Here is a 13,226-nt window from a genome sequence, read left to right as displayed (position 1 = left end):
TGTTCGTGCCGCCGGCTCAGGCCGGCAGGCGCTTTCCGTATTCCTCGTGCAGGCGCTGCCAGACCTCCCAATAGGGTCTTGGCTCTTCGCCATTGAGACGCGCCACCAATACGTCAAGATGGGTATGCCAGCCGGCACTGACCTTGAGCGTATTGACGCGATCGCTGATGCGGCGATGGATCACGGTCAGCAGCACCTTGCTGCCTTGCGGATTGAGCTCGAACGTCACCTCGCCGCGCGGCGCCCAGGTGAAGGTGATCTTACGCGGCGGATCGAGCTCGGTGATCTCGCTTTGCATGCGATGCTCCTTACTAAACCCCTCGGGCCGCTTCGCAGGCGGATTGGATAGTTCGTCATTGCGCCAGACGAGTTCGAACGGCGTGCCGACACTCATCTGCATCTCACCCGATGCAAGCCATTGCTTGCGCAGATCGCTTTCCGTGAGATAGGCCCAGACCCGTTCGATCGGCCCTGGCAACAAGCGCTGGATCGTCAGTTCGGCGTGCCCGGTGAGTTTGCCATAGGCCGATGGCGTGATGTCGTTCATCGCTTCTCTCCTGTCGCTTTGGGGGACGTCGCTGCATCGTCGGCGTGCAGCAGCTGTTCAAGCGTATCCAGACGATCCGTCCAGAACTGCTCGTAGAAGCTCAACCATTCATGCGCGCTTGCCAGCGCGCCCGGCGCAAGCTGGCACCAATGTGTCCGGCCGCGTACCTGACGGCGGATCAGGCCGGCCCCCTCCAGCACCTTGATGTGCTTGGAGGCGGCGGCCAGCGACATCTCATGCGGTTGGGCGAGCTGGCCGACGGTTCGCTCCCCATTGACCAGTTCACGCAACATCTGGCGCCGCGTGGCGTCGCCAAGAGCGTGGAAGACATTGTCGAGCTGGGGCGCAATTAATTCAACCATAAGGTTGAATATAAGAGAAGGCCTCGGCTTTGTCAACCGATTGGTTTAATATCAGGTTTCAGCGCGCGTCGAGGCCCATCTGCCAGAAATCGGCTTCCAGACGCGAGGCGAGGGCAAACGATTTTGCGAGCTCGCCGAAACGCCGCTCCGTCATCGCGCGGGCCGCAAGATCGTCGAGATGACGACGCGCATTGGTCGCGATGTCCTGATAGCCCTGCCCGGCATATTCGCCGATCCACTCGCGATACGGATGATTGCCGAGCGCCGCGGCGCCATCCGGCGCGAGCTTCGCGCCGATCTCCGCATAGCCGATGACACAGGGTGCGAGCGCCACATGCAGATCGAGCAGATCGCCGGCGGCGCCGCAATCCAGCACAAAGCGCGTATAGGCAACGGTCGCCTGCAATTCCGGGGCGGCTTCGATATCTGCCGGTGACAATCCCCACCGGCCGCACAGTTTCACGTGCAGCTCCATCTCGCCGAGAATGGCAGCGAGGCCACCTTGAGCCGCCTTCATATCCTCGAGCGTCCGGCTCTTGTAGGTCGCGAGCGCGTAGGCGCGCGCAAACTGGATCAGGAACAGATAGTCCTGCACGAGATAAGTGCGAAAGGCCGTCTCCGGCAGCGTGCCCGCGCCCAGCTGACGGACGAAGTCATGATCGACATAGGACGACCAGTCGTCGGCAGCTGCGGCCTTGAGGCGATCGAAGATATCCATCGACGCAGCGCTCACGCGTCGTTCTCGAGGCTCACCACCACCGCGGCATTGGCGATGAGAATGCCATCGGTGCCGCTCTCCGCCGGAATATCCAGCCCGCCGTGCACGGCTTTCACCGTCACGGTGCCATAAGGCAATTCCTTCGCCACGGCGTCCGTATCGACCGCCTCGGGATTGGGCACGCCGATGGTGACATCAACGAACATGTCATGCGGCGTCTTGCCGACCATGCGGAAGAAGCCGACGCTGGAATGCCTGATCGCGTCCGATACCGCGCGCTTCGCCGCCTTGGTCGCGTCACGCCCGTGAACGTCGACGCCCATGCCCATCTCGGTGATACAGCGCACACGTGCCATTGATCGTCTTTCCATTTACCAGGATTTGTCGCGCGCAAACATGCGCCGGAACCAATCGTCAAGCAACGCCTTCTCGTAAACAAGGCGATCGCCGCTGAAGCGCGCGGAGGGATTCATCTGATAATTGATGTCGGTCAGCGTCTCCTCGCCGCCACGCGGGCGCTTGCCCTTCTCGCCCAGCACATAACGCAGCTTGATCCGCGGTGGCGTAACGCCCCGCATGATACGGACGTCACCCATACTGCCGCCACGCCATGACTCGTTTATGCCGGCGCGATCGATGTCGAGAATATCGATGGTCAGTTTCTGGCCGGGCGCGAGAAACCTGCCGCCCAGCCGTTGCAGATGGGTTTTGATCTCTGCCAGCACACCGGCTTCTGCAGCGCGAAAGCCGTTCGTGTCGGCATCGGTGAAACGCTCGGGATCGACGAAACGGACATTGACGCCAGCAGAAGCCTGACAGGACGCGAACGCTGCAACGATCAAGATCGCCGCGAGGATTGCTCGTTTCCTCATCGCGCGTTCTCCTGCTTCATCAGTGACAAAGCGACATCCACTCCCATCGATGCAGCCACGGCATGACGCGCGCAACGGCTGCGACCTTACAATCGCTCAAGGCAGCGATTGCGCCTTTGGTGCAATCGGCATCGGCGCCGCACCGGCAGGCACCGGCGCATCCGTAGCCGGCGACGCCGTGTCGGCTGACACGGCGTCAGGGACAACCGAGACGGGCTCGGCGGGATCGGATGTGGCAGGAATGGATGAGGGTGGAGCCGCGGGCGGCGGCGCTGATGCCGTCGATGTAAACGGCTTGCAGAGCATCACGGTTGCGGCCGTCGCCACCACGGACGCCAGACTTTGAAGCTCCGTCGGTTGCCGGGGATCGCGGGCCACGGCGGCGGCTTCATCGCGCAAACGCGCATTGCACTCGCAGGTGGGCAGGCGTCCCGTCGGGGTGCAGGCATCGTGATGCATGCAGGCGACGTCGAGCGCATCGATGGGCCCGCCCGGACGCTGCCCGACACCGCAATAATTGCCGTGGATCAGCGTCAGGCCATTGGTGGTGGGATCGAGATTCTTTGGATCGCGCGGGGTTGGAATTTCCACGCGTGCAGGCGGCGTCACCGCAACGGGCGCCGCGACCGGGGCTTCACGCACGACGTCCTGCGCATGGACAGGCACAACCACAGCACCGCTGACGGAAACCAGCAGCGCCGCGCATGCGTATCGAAGCCACAAAGCGAAATGCGTGGGCCTGGTCATCTCTGCACGATCCGGGATGGCGACCGACGGAAGTATCGGCCGCCAAGATGACGCGCAGAGCGCCTGAAAGTTCCCTTTCGGGTTTTCAGCCCGGCCTCAGACCCGCCCGGCCATCAGATTCTTCGCCAGGGCCATATAGGCCGGCAGTGTGACGGGATCGTTGGCAGCATTGCCGGCGACCGGATGCGATGCATAGCGTGCGATCACCATCTCGGCCCTGGGATCGATATAAAGACCCTGCCCGTAGACGCCGCGCGCCATATAGGCACCGTGTTCGTTGTGCGTCACCCACCACTGATTGCGGTAGGAGCCACCCGGCAGCGTGACATAGCCGGCAGGCTCGAACTTGGCGGGATCGGCGCCGCGTTCGATGTCCTCGACCACCGACGCAGGCACGATCTGGCGGCCATTGAAGCGGCCGTGATTGCGCATCACCTCGCCGAAGCGGGCGAGATCGCGCAGCGTGGTCGAGAGGCCGCCACCGCCGCTCTCCATGCCGACGCGATCGACGTGATAATGCGCATCTTCCTCGGCGCCCATCGGTTGCCAGATACGCTCGGAAAGCAGATCGCTCAGCGCCGTGCCGCTGGCACGTCGGACGATGAAAGCGAGCACATCGGTATTGACGGTCTTGTAGGCAAAGGCCTTGCCGTGTTCGCCCTGTTTCTCCTGCTTGCACAGCAATGCGAAAATATCGGTCGCGCCTTCGTAGTCCGACGGAATCGGCGCCATGCCGTTGGCCCGGCGCAGACTCCAGACGTCCGAATTCCTGTCGGTATAGACCTCGGTGTATTTCAGCCCCGTGGTCATATCCATGACTTCGTGCACGCGCGCATCGCCGAAGGCCGTATCCTTCAGCTCCGGCACATAGTCTGTCACCGGCGCCTGAGGATCGATCTTGCCTTCCGCAATCAGCATGCCTGCCAGCGTGCCGGTGAACGACTTGGTTACCGACATGGCGATATGCGGCTTGTGCGGCTTCAGCGCCCCTGCATAGCGCTCGTAAACCAGCTTGCCCTTGTGCAGCACCGCGATGCCGTCGGCATATGTCTCCTCAAACATCCTTGCGAAGGTCATCGGCCGGCCATCCATGGTCGTCGATTGCACGCCGCCGACATCGCGCTCTCCGCGCGGCAACACCGACACGCCGCCCCCGCCGCGCCAGACATTCACCGTCGGCACGAGCGAGCGCACATTGCTCCAGGCCCAGCGCAGCTCGGGAAAGTTGCGGAAGGAGTCGTCGTGAAAGCGGATGGTCCTGTCCGGTGCAGGCGGAAAGCCCTTCATCCAGCCGAGAGTGTTCGGGTCGGTTTCGGCAGCGGTGGCGGGCTGGTTCGATAGGGGCGCGTCGGACATGAAGGAGAACTCCGGAGATTGGTACCGAAGCCTAACAAGAGAAGGTGCCGTACACACCCCGCATAGACGAGTAACGGCATTCATCCGCCGCATATCCCGCGACGGCGTTGCTCACGGCTGCTCGACCGCCACCAGCGATCGCCCTGCTGCCAGCTTCGCCAGTTTCCGATCAAAGCTCAGAAACGCGGTACAGGCATTCGCCCTGGCGAGATGCATCGCATCCGCCAGATCCATTCCCTGATCCATCCAGTCCAATGCCTGGGCCAACAGCGCAGGCTCTTCCACAGTAACATTGGGAAGCCCGGCGACCGCCTTCAAAGCCATAAAGATGCGCGTCGGAGCAAAACCATAGCCGCTACGCAGCACCCACTCAGTCTCGAGGACCACGGTCGAAGCGATAAAAACGTCGCCCGCCGTGAATACTGCTTGCGCCCTTTTTGTTTGCTGCTTGTCGTCGGCTACAATCAGGCGGACGACAACATTGGTATCAACGGCCCGCATGGCGTTTCGCTTCGGCGGCGACGGCAGCATCCATGTCGTCCAGCGACAAGGGCTTTCCTTCATGACGAAGAATGCCGACCACCTCATCGATCGTGGTTTCCGGAAATAGCGGAGCGGCCCGGAGAAACACGCCTTCCGGCGTCTCCTCAACCGTCAGGCGTGTACCTGCCGACCAGCGCCGTTGATCGCGAATGGCCTTGGGCAGGATGACCTGGCCTTTCGTAGAAACCACCGTAGTCAGATTAGTCGGGCGCGACACCATGGAAAACCTCGCGGTAAGACCATGGTAAGATAGCTCCTCGAACCGTCGTTCACAAGAGATCTCCGCGCGTCGATGATACCGTCGGTATGCGGGTTCCTGCCTGGAAGACCGGAAGCAAAACGCGTAGCTTGATCCGCACCGCCGACCGCCACGCCATCATTCTCAGCAGAACTGCCCGCTCGAGCCGTACTCGCTTCGGCAACTTTGATGGGAGCACCGGGGACATGGGTCTCGTTCTGAATTTCATTGTCCAGATGATCGTCTGGTACGGTTTGATGGGCGCGATCATCTTTGGTGCCGCCGGCACGACGGACTATGTCGGCGGCTGGCTCTATCTCGGCGAGATGATCGCCATCTCGGCCGTGTTTGGGGCCTACGCAATCCGCGTCGATCCGGGGCTCCTCAGGGAGCGCCTGAAGCCGCCCATACAGAAGGGGCAGCCGCTTGCGGACAAGCTGATCCTTGTTCCGCTCCTGCTCATTATCTTCGCTGGAATGGGCGTCATGGCAGCGGATGCCGCGCGTTGGCGCTGGTCAATGATGCGGCCTTCGGTGCAGTGGGCCGGATGCGGCCTACTTCTCGCATCGTTCCTGTTCATCGGCTGGACCATGCGCACGAACAGTTTTGCAGCGCCTGTCGTCAAAATACAGAAAGACCGCGGGCAGACAGTGATCACGACCGGCCCCTACGCGATCGTCCGCCATCCCATGTATTCCGGCGCGCTCTTCTACTTTGCCGCCACCTCGCTCGTCCTCGGCTCGTGGTGGGGGCTTGCGATTGTCCCCGTCCTCACCCTGCTGCTCGGCATCCGGATCGGTATCGAGGAAAAGACGTTGCGCGCGGGCCTTGCAGGCTACGACGAATATGCGCGCCATGTGCGCTGGCGCTTGTTTCCGTTCATCTGGTGAGACAGCGTGCCGGCCGGTGAAGAGTATGGTCGCGAGCAAAAAATACTGTCGACCCAGAGGCGCCTCGAGGTAGAGCCCGATGGCTGCCTGCCGCCAGACTACAATAGATGCTATCGCTTCGCCGCATAGTCAGAGAATACACTGGCTTGCGGCAGCAGCTTGCCGGACGTATCAGCTAGCCAAGTATCGTAACGATAGAACATGATGGGCCCTATCGAAAGTTGCCCCCGAAGCCTGTCGAGCACGTCGAGAAACTCCTGAATAGTCCGGCTCAGGCTGTGGCCTTTCTTATTGGGGAAGGCCTTGATGTCCTGGAAGCCCCATTCTGTGACCCACAAGGGCTTATCCGACCCGACGGCGGCTGCGTCCTCTCGCAGCATGCGTGTGACGGAGCCGTCGACGTCATTCGGCGAAGCGTAGATATGCGTGCCGTAACCATCAACGCGGTAGGACGCATTGTTGAGATAGTTGAAGCCATCCACATTCTTCAGCATGGCGACGATCTTTGCCGGGTTTGAAAGATGCCGTGGCGGACCGCCACATTGGTCGCAACCGTGAGCGATGCCAAACGTGACTATCTTTGCGTCGGGGTAATAGCGAGGATCGTGCAAGACTGTCGCTCCCGCCCTCAGAAATTCGCCGTATCCGCGCAGCCATATGTGCAATTCGTCCGTCGTGGCGCGATGCTCGGATGGTACATCGGCGTCGTAGTAATAGCTGTCATCCTCGTTGCCGAACTCGACCGCATCAATGGCGAGGTCGGCAGCCTTCAAGGCGCTAAGCAAGGTACTGAGCCGTCGCGTAAATTTGTCGAGATTGATCTGGCTGAGCTTCTTCGCTTTCCAGCCATGATCATGGATGGGCAATGGGCCGTCATAGTCCTCGTCCATCTGGACGATGTTCACCAAAATCTTCAGGCGCTGTTGCTTCGCCAACCGGACCTCATTGACGAAATTGGCCACACCCTGCGCTGATCCGGAAGTCGGTCCATCGCGAAACCAACTGGCGCCCAGACCGCGGATATTCTCGAACGTCTTTTCCTGAATCGCCGGACTTTGCAATGAAAGGCCCGAGCGATCGATACCGAACTCTGACGCCGATGCGGAGGGTGGTCCGAGCATCATGATCAGCGCGGAGATACCGGCAAAGCGACATAGCGCGTTCTTGAATATCATTTTTACCTACTTCATCCAGAACTGCCCCATCTCGTGCCAAACGCCCTTTCCCCGCTCTATAGTGCTTTTCCTACTCCCACTCGATCGTGCCCGGCGGCTTGCTCGTGATGTCATACACCACACGATTGACGCCCTTCACCTCGTTGATGATGCGCGTTGCCGTTTCGCCGAGGAACTTCATGTCGAAGGCGTAGAAGTCCGCGGTCATGCCGTCGGTGGAGGTCACGGCGCGCAGGCCGACGACGTATTCGTAGGTGCGGCCGTCGCCCATCACGCCGACCGTCTTCACCGGCAGCAGCACTGCAAAAGCCTGCCAGATGGTGTCGTAGAGCCCGGCCTTGCGGATCTGATCGATATAGACGGCATCAGCCTCGCGCAGGATGTCGAGCTTTTCCTTCGTGATCTCGCCGGGGCAGCGGATCGCGAGACCGGGGCCCGGGAACGGGTGGCGGCCGACAAAGATGTCGGGCAAGCCAAGCTCGCGGCCGAGGTCGCGCACTTCGTCCTTGAACAGTTCGCGCAGCGGCTCGACCAGCTTCATATTCATGCGCGCCGGAAGCCCGCCGACATTGTGATGCGACTTGATGGTGACCGAAGGTCCGCCCGTGAAGGACACGCTCTCGATCACGTCGGGATAGAGCGTGCCCTGGGCGAGGAAGTCCGCGCCGCCGATCTTCTTGGCTTCCGCATCGAACACGTCGATGAACAGACGGCCGATGGTCTTGCGCTTCACTTCGGGATCGGTGACGCCGTCGAGCTCGCCTAAAAACTGCTTCGATGCATCGACGTGGACGAGCGGGATGTTGTAGTGGCCGCGGAACAGATCGACGACGGTCTTGGCCTCGTCCTTGCGCAGCATGCCGTGATCGACGAACACGCAAGTGAGCTGATCCCCGATCGCCTCATGGATCAGCACGGCAGCCACCGCAGAGTCGACGCCGCCGGAGAGACCGCAGATCACCCGGCCCTCGCCGACCTGGGCGCGAATCTTCTCGATGGCTTCCTCGCGAAAGGCACGCATCGTCCAGTCTCCGGTGAAACCGGCGACCTTGCGCACGAAGTTGCGGATGATTTTTGCGCCATCCGGCGTATGCGCGACTTCCGGATGGAATTGCATCGCGTAGAACTTGCGGACGTCGTCGGCGATCACCGAGATCGGCGAGCCCGGCGCTTTCGCTACGCCACGGAAACCTTCGGGGAGCTTGGTGACGCGGTCACCATGGCTCATCCAGACGTCGTATTTCCCGCCCTTCTCCCACACGCCTTCGAACAGCGGGCAGTCGTCGGTGATCTCGATGGTGGCGCGGCCGAATTCGCGATGGTGTCCGCCCTCGACGGTGCCGCCGAGCTGCTGCGCCATGGTCTGCTCGCCGTAGCAGATACCGAGCACCGGTACGCCGGCGGTGAGGATCGACAACGGCACCGAAGGCGCGTCCTCGTCGAGCACCGAGGCCGGGCCACCGGACAGGATCACGGCTTTCGGCTTCATCTCGGCGAAGGCGGTTTCCGCCTTGTTGAACGGCACGATCTCGGAATAGACGCCGTCCTCGCGCACCCGACGCGCAATCAGCTGCGTCACCTGGGAGCCGAAATCGACGATCAGAATCTTGTCATGCTCCGCGCCGACATGGGGCGACGGATCGGTGGACGAGGCGGAGGTTTTGCTGGGGGCTGTCATAGCGAGGAATTACGGCACGGGGGGCGCAGGTGCAAGGGCGCGCGCAGTAAATCCAAAGCTCGGATCGTAGGATGGGTAGAGCGGAGCGAAACCCATCATTCCCGATGGCCGCAAACTCGGCCAATGGGTTTCGCTCCGGCGCCGAGCGCCTGCGCCCTACCCATCCTACGGCTGTGAGCGTTTGATAATACTCACAAAAAAACCGTCCGTGCCGGTCTTGCGCGGCGTCATCAGCAGGCCCTCGGGCGACTGGTACACGGCTGCCGCAAAATCCTCGGCCTTGTCCCACAGCGCCGACATCACCTGTTCCGGCGGCACCACTGTGAAGCCGGACTGGCGCGCCAGAAACCCCTTCACCTGCTCACGGTTTTCTTGCGGCAGCACCGAGCACGTCACGTAAGCGATGCGGCCGCCCGGCTTCACGAATTGCACGGCGCGGTCGAGCACTTCTTGCTGGTCCTTGACGCGCACTTCCAGCGCGCCTGGGCGCATCCGCCATTTGGCATCGGGATTGCGGCGCCAGGTGCCGGTGCCCGTGCAAGGCGCATCGATCAGGACGAGATCGGCGGAGGCGCGGATATCGGCGAGCGGATCTTCATCGCCCTTCGGCGTGCGGACATCCGCATTGTGGACCCCGGCACGCGACAGGCGCTCATGGATCGGCGCGAGCTGGCGCTTGTCGGCATCGGTCGCGATCAGGCGGCCCTTGCCCTGCATCATCGCGCCAAGCGCCAGCGTCTTGCCGCCGGCGCCGGCGCAGAGATCGATCACCTGTTCGCCGGGCTTGGCGCCTGAGAACAGCGCCGCAAGCTGCGAGCCCTCGTCCTGCACCTCGATGCCGCCCTTGATGAAATCCTCCTCAGCATGGACGCCGGGATTGCGCGCATCGGCGCCAAGCTCGATGCGCAGGCCGAGCGGCGACCATGGCGTCTCGGTGGCGCCGAGATGCTTCAGCGAAGCCAGCGCCTTCTCGCGCTTGCTCTTGAGCGTGTTGACGCGCAGATCGAGCGGCGCGCGGCTGGCCATCGCGACGGCCTCGGCGATGCGACCGTCGCCGAACACGTCGGCAAGCTGGCTGTCGAGCCATTCCGGGTAATCGCCGGCGATGTGCGCGGGTGCTCCTGCCGCCGTGCGCGAAGCGAGTGCCTTGCGCTCGGCGTCGCTGAGCGGCGCCGGTGCAAAACGGCTGCCGTCGCACATGGCCTCGATATCGGCGACATCCATGCCGCGTTCGAGCTTGAGCATGCCGAGGACGCGCGCGCGCGAAGTTTCATCCTCCATTACCCAGGCGCTGGAGGCGCGTCGGCGCAGCACATCCCAGACGAGGCCGGCGATCCCCGCACGGTCGCCGGAGCCCGCGAAACGGTGCGCGGTCCCCCATTCCTTCAGCGCCTTGGCGGCGGGAATGCGCTGGGTCTCGATGGCGTCGATAACATCGATGGCGGCGGACAGGCGGGCGGCGGGGGTCATGTCAGTCTTTCAGTCCAGAGAGAACGGCGCCGCTCCACGCCTCACAGCAGAAGCAGCATCCGCAGCGCGAAGTAGAACCACATGGCCAGCAATACAAGCGCGCTGGCGATCCAGGCCTGTGATCCCCTGCTCGTGGCAAAGAAACCGGCCCCGACAAAACGGGCAACGACGAACACCCAGGACAGGCAGACCAGCACCAGATCGATCTTGCGCAGCGGCAGGCCGAGGGCGATCAGGGTGTAGAACAGGAGGTCGAGGTGCGGGGCGGTATTGGGCAGCTCACGGGCGTCGCTGAGCCCAACTCTGCCGCTGCGCAGACCGGTGACGAAAAACATGCCCAGCGTGATCGCCACAAGGACGAAGACCGGCAGCAGAACCATTTGAACCGACATGTAAATTCCCCTCAACCCGCCGGCGTTGCGATGCGGCCGGCTTCCGGGAATGGGAACCCGCAGGGAGGGCTGGAGTTCCAATCGCGTGTCATCCCGGCGAATGCCGGGATCCATGCACGCTGTAGAGCTGTCTTGATGTGATCGAAGCGGCTCTGCCTGAGCTCCACCATCCGCTCGAAGGCGATGGGTCCCGAGGTTCGCCGGGACGACAGCCGCGTTACGCCTTATCCGGCCCCACCCGCACCAGCTGCTTGCCGAAATTCGCGCCCTTGAGCAGACCGATGAAGGCTGTCGGCGCGTTGTCGAGACCTTCGGTGACATGCTCCTTGTACTTCACCTTGCCCTCGCGCACCCATTGCGACATGTCGCGCAGGAAATCGCCATGCATCGACGCGAAATCGCGGACGATAAAGCCGCGGAAGTTGAGGCGCTTGGTCAGCACATTGCGCATCATCGCGGCCGCCCATTTCGGCGCCGTCGAGGCCGTGTCGTTGTACTGCGCGATCAGACCGCAGACCGGAATGCGGGCGAAGAAATTGAGCAACGGAAACACCGCCTCGAACACCTCGCCACCGACATTCTCGAAATAGACGTCGATGCCGTCGGGGCAGGCTTCCTTGAGCTTCGCTGCAAAGTTGGGATCGCGGTGATCGATGCAGGCATCGAAGCCGAGCTCTTCCACCACATAGCGGCACTTGTCGGCGCCGCCGGCAATGCCGATGGCCTTGGCGCCCTTGATCTTGGCGATCTGGCCGACTGCGGAGCCCACCGCACCCGATGCGGCGGCGACTACGACCGTCTCGCCCGGCTGCGGATTGCCGATGGCAAGAAGTCCCGTGTAAGCGGTCATGCCGGGCATGCCGAGAATGCCGACTGCGGTGGAGATCGGCGCAAGTTTCGGATCAATTTTGCGCAGACCTTTACCATCGGAAATAGAATGCGTCTGCCAGCCCGAATGCGACAGCACGATATCGCCGGCGACAAAGCCCGGATTGTTCGAGGCGATCACCTCGCACACGGTACCGCCTTCCATCACGCCATCCACCGGCACCGGAGCGGCATAGGACGGACCGTCATTCATGCGTCCGCGCATATAGGGATCGAGCGACAGCCAGATCGTGCGCAGCAGCACCTCGCCCTCGCCGGGCTTCGGCACGGCGAACTCCTCCGTGCGGAAGTTGGACGGGCCGGGTTCACCATGGGGGCGCGATGCGAGAACGACGCGCTTGGCCGATGCTGACATGAATGTTTCCTCTTGCTTCTTGTTGGGGAGAGCCGGACGCAAAAACGCGGCCCGCGATGATCGCGCGCCGCGCTCGATACGTAAACCCGTCTTATGTGGGATCGTGATCTTGTCCGATAACCCGCGATCACGCTTCAGAAACACACTTGCTATCAGGCGGCGATCTTCGCGAGCACGGCATCGAATGCCGCAGCGGCGCTGTCGAGATCCTTGAACGACAGGCCACCGTCGGCCGACTGCTTCTGCGTCGGCATCGCGGTCGGGCGGATTTCCGCTACGGGCTTGCCGCCGTCAAGCATCGACAGCGGCGCGATCACCTGAAATTCGCGGGCCTCAAGCGGCTGGTCCTTGAGCAGGAAGACGCTGAGCGAAACGATGTCCTTACCGCGGCGATAGGAGATATAGCGATCAACGGCCACCGAGCCATCGCGCTGCATGCCGCCGAGCTTGGCCGAGCCCTTAGAGTCGAGCAGCTTGTGGGCCTTGAATCCCTTCACGCCTTCAGACTTCGCCTTGGCGGTGGCTTCCGACAGATCGTATTTCTCGGCCATGGTCTTGCCGACGGCCGCGATCTGATCGGCCATATCGTGCTCGAACTGCTTGGCTTCGCTGCGCGGCTGGCCGATCCGGCGCGGCTTGTCGGCGTTGCGTTTGGCGAGTTCCGCCGTGCAGAGATCGGCCAGAGCGGCGACGTCGCGCTTCAGGGCGTTCTCGCGCAGGTTCTTGAGCTGCGGGGTTTCGAGTGCCGCGACGCGGTCTTCGGTCCATTCGATGGCCATGGAATTCTCCAATGTGCTTGGCGAGTGAGCGGCGAGCGGTACCGCGTTAGGCGGCACCGGAACAGGTCTCAACGCGCGCAACCTAGCGACCGCACGCGTATGAGGCGAATACGCGAGCTTTTGGCCCATCCATGCGGCCCAATTTAGGCGAGAATGCCTAGGACCCCCTTAGGCGAGTAGGCGTCACCATCATCCACCGACCGGCTTCGAAATCGA

The 13,226-nt window shown here is 62.4% G+C and carries 16 protein-coding genes; 1 reads left to right on the top strand and 15 read right to left on the bottom strand.

Annotated features, from left to right (window positions below):
- Nucleotides 1–16 precede the first annotated feature (16 nt).
- The 9 genes from E0H22_RS11975 to E0H22_RS11935 form a co-directional block, all read right to left on the bottom strand.
- Nucleotides 17–547: an SRPBCC family protein gene (locus E0H22_RS11975; RefSeq protein WP_233025851.1), complete on the bottom strand. Its 531-nt coding sequence runs from the start codon at nt 545–547 to the stop codon at nt 17–19.
- Nucleotides 544–909 carry an ArsR/SmtB family transcription factor gene (locus E0H22_RS11970; RefSeq protein ID WP_233026326.1) on the bottom strand — a complete coding sequence of 122 codons (366 nt, stop codon included), beginning with the start codon at nt 907–909 and terminating at the stop codon, nt 544–546. The genes E0H22_RS11975 and E0H22_RS11970 overlap by 4 nt, the downstream gene beginning before the upstream one ends.
- Before the next feature lie 58 nt (nt 910–967).
- Nucleotides 968–1,627 (bottom strand): TenA family protein, encoded by a 660-nt coding sequence (locus tag E0H22_RS11965; RefSeq protein WP_233026324.1) that lies wholly within the window; start codon nt 1,625–1,627, stop codon nt 968–970.
- Between the two features lie 11 nt (nt 1,628–1,638).
- Entirely contained in the window at nt 1,639–1,983 is a 345-nt protein-coding gene (locus E0H22_RS11960; protein WP_233025850.1) for a Lin0512 family protein, read from the bottom strand.
- Between the two features lie 15 nt (nt 1,984–1,998).
- Nucleotides 1,999–2,499: a DUF3016 domain-containing protein gene (locus E0H22_RS11955; protein ID WP_233025849.1), complete on the bottom strand. Its 501-nt coding sequence runs from the start codon at nt 2,497–2,499 to the stop codon at nt 1,999–2,001.
- A 96-nt stretch (nt 2,500–2,595) separates the two neighbouring features.
- Nucleotides 2,596–3,246 (bottom strand): phospholipase A2 family protein, encoded by a 651-nt coding sequence (locus tag E0H22_RS11950; RefSeq protein ID WP_233025848.1) that lies wholly within the window; start codon nt 3,244–3,246, stop codon nt 2,596–2,598.
- Between the two features lie 96 nt (nt 3,247–3,342).
- Nucleotides 3,343–4,602, bottom strand: coding sequence for a serine hydrolase domain-containing protein (locus E0H22_RS11945; RefSeq protein ID WP_233025847.1), 1,260 nt, complete (start codon nt 4,600–4,602; stop codon nt 3,343–3,345).
- A gap of 111 nt (nt 4,603–4,713) precedes the next feature.
- Nucleotides 4,714–5,103 (bottom strand): type II toxin-antitoxin system VapC family toxin, encoded by a 390-nt coding sequence (locus E0H22_RS11940; RefSeq protein WP_233025846.1) that lies wholly within the window; start codon nt 5,101–5,103, stop codon nt 4,714–4,716.
- The gene (locus tag E0H22_RS11935) at nt 5,090–5,365 is read right to left on the bottom strand and encodes an AbrB/MazE/SpoVT family DNA-binding domain-containing protein (protein ID WP_233025845.1); all 276 of its coding nucleotides are present in this window, start codon (nt 5,363–5,365) and stop codon (nt 5,090–5,092) included. The genes E0H22_RS11940 and E0H22_RS11935 overlap by 14 nt, the downstream gene beginning before the upstream one ends.
- A 224-nt stretch (nt 5,366–5,589) precedes the next feature.
- On the opposite strand from E0H22_RS11935, the gene E0H22_RS11930 reads away from it, so the two are divergent.
- Nucleotides 5,590–6,273, top strand: coding sequence for a methyltransferase family protein (locus E0H22_RS11930; RefSeq protein WP_233026320.1), 684 nt, complete (start codon nt 5,590–5,592; stop codon nt 6,271–6,273).
- Nucleotides 6,274–6,383: 110 nt separating this feature from the next.
- On the opposite strand, the gene E0H22_RS11925 is transcribed toward E0H22_RS11930, so the two are convergent.
- The 6 genes from E0H22_RS11925 to E0H22_RS11900 form a co-directional block, all read right to left on the bottom strand.
- Entirely contained in the window at nt 6,384–7,448 is a 1,065-nt protein-coding gene (locus E0H22_RS11925; RefSeq protein ID WP_233025844.1) for a hypothetical protein, read from the bottom strand.
- 70 nt (nt 7,449–7,518) lie between these two features.
- Complete coding sequence (guaA, locus tag E0H22_RS11920) at nt 7,519–9,126, bottom strand: glutamine-hydrolyzing GMP synthase (protein ID WP_233025843.1); 1,608 nt, start codon at nt 9,124–9,126, stop codon at nt 7,519–7,521.
- Between the two features lie 165 nt (nt 9,127–9,291).
- The gene (locus E0H22_RS11915; protein ID WP_233025842.1) at nt 9,292–10,596 is read right to left on the bottom strand and encodes an RsmB/NOP family class I SAM-dependent RNA methyltransferase; all 1,305 of its coding nucleotides are present in this window, start codon (nt 10,594–10,596) and stop codon (nt 9,292–9,294) included.
- 41 nt (nt 10,597–10,637) lie between these two features.
- Nucleotides 10,638–10,988: a hypothetical protein gene (locus E0H22_RS11910; protein ID WP_233025841.1), complete on the bottom strand. Its 351-nt coding sequence runs from the start codon at nt 10,986–10,988 to the stop codon at nt 10,638–10,640.
- Between the two features lie 217 nt (nt 10,989–11,205).
- Nucleotides 11,206–12,231 carry an NADP-dependent oxidoreductase gene (locus E0H22_RS11905; RefSeq protein WP_233025840.1) on the bottom strand — a complete coding sequence of 342 codons (1,026 nt, stop codon included), beginning with the start codon at nt 12,229–12,231 and terminating at the stop codon, nt 11,206–11,208.
- Nucleotides 12,232–12,383: 152 nt separating this feature from the next.
- A complete protein-coding gene (locus tag E0H22_RS11900) occupies nt 12,384–13,010 on the bottom strand; it encodes a hypothetical protein (protein WP_233025839.1) in 627 nt (208 codons plus the stop codon).
- Between the last annotated feature and the right edge of the window lie 216 nt (nt 13,011–13,226).

It is taken from the genome of Rhodopseudomonas boonkerdii (assembly GCF_021184025.1).
In the GTDB taxonomy this organism is placed as follows: Bacteria; Pseudomonadota; Alphaproteobacteria; order Rhizobiales; family Xanthobacteraceae; genus Tardiphaga; species Tardiphaga boonkerdii.
This window is presented reverse-complemented; position numbering and strand designations above follow the sequence as displayed.

Coding starts and splice junctions, on each gene's coding strand:
- E0H22_RS11930 (WP_233026320.1), top strand. CDS start 5,590: ATGGGTCTCGTTCTGAATTTCATTGTCCAGATGATCGTCTGGTACGGT.
- E0H22_RS11975 (WP_233025851.1), bottom strand. CDS start 547: ATGAACGACATCACGCCATCGGCCTATGGCAAACTCACCGGGCACGCC.
- E0H22_RS11965 (WP_233026324.1), bottom strand. CDS start 1,627: ATGGATATCTTCGATCGCCTCAAGGCCGCAGCTGCCGACGACTGGTCG.
- E0H22_RS11910 (WP_233025841.1), bottom strand. CDS start 10,988: ATGTCGGTTCAAATGGTTCTGCTGCCGGTCTTCGTCCTTGTGGCGATC.
- E0H22_RS11955 (WP_233025849.1), bottom strand. CDS start 2,499: ATGAGGAAACGAGCAATCCTCGCGGCGATCTTGATCGTTGCAGCGTTC.
- E0H22_RS11915 (WP_233025842.1), bottom strand. CDS start 10,596: ATGACCCCCGCCGCCCGCCTGTCCGCCGCCATCGATGTTATCGACGCC.
- E0H22_RS11940 (WP_233025846.1), bottom strand. CDS start 5,103: ATGCGGGCCGTTGATACCAATGTTGTCGTCCGCCTGATTGTAGCCGAC.
- E0H22_RS11950 (WP_233025848.1), bottom strand. CDS start 3,246: ATGACCAGGCCCACGCATTTCGCTTTGTGGCTTCGATACGCATGCGCG.
- E0H22_RS11945 (WP_233025847.1), bottom strand. CDS start 4,602: ATGTCCGACGCGCCCCTATCGAACCAGCCCGCCACCGCTGCCGAAACC.
- E0H22_RS11970 (WP_233026326.1), bottom strand. CDS start 909: ATGGTTGAATTAATTGCGCCCCAGCTCGACAATGTCTTCCACGCTCTT.
- E0H22_RS11905 (WP_233025840.1), bottom strand. CDS start 12,231: ATGTCAGCATCGGCCAAGCGCGTCGTTCTCGCATCGCGCCCCCATGGT.
- E0H22_RS11960 (WP_233025850.1), bottom strand. CDS start 1,983: ATGGCACGTGTGCGCTGTATCACCGAGATGGGCATGGGCGTCGACGTT.
- E0H22_RS11900 (WP_233025839.1), bottom strand. CDS start 13,010: ATGGCCATCGAATGGACCGAAGACCGCGTCGCGGCACTCGAAACCCCG.
- guaA (WP_233025843.1), bottom strand. CDS start 9,126: ATGACAGCCCCCAGCAAAACCTCCGCCTCGTCCACCGATCCGTCGCCC.
- E0H22_RS11935 (WP_233025845.1), bottom strand. CDS start 5,365: ATGGTGTCGCGCCCGACTAATCTGACTACGGTGGTTTCTACGAAAGGC.
- E0H22_RS11925 (WP_233025844.1), bottom strand. CDS start 7,448: ATGATATTCAAGAACGCGCTATGTCGCTTTGCCGGTATCTCCGCGCTG.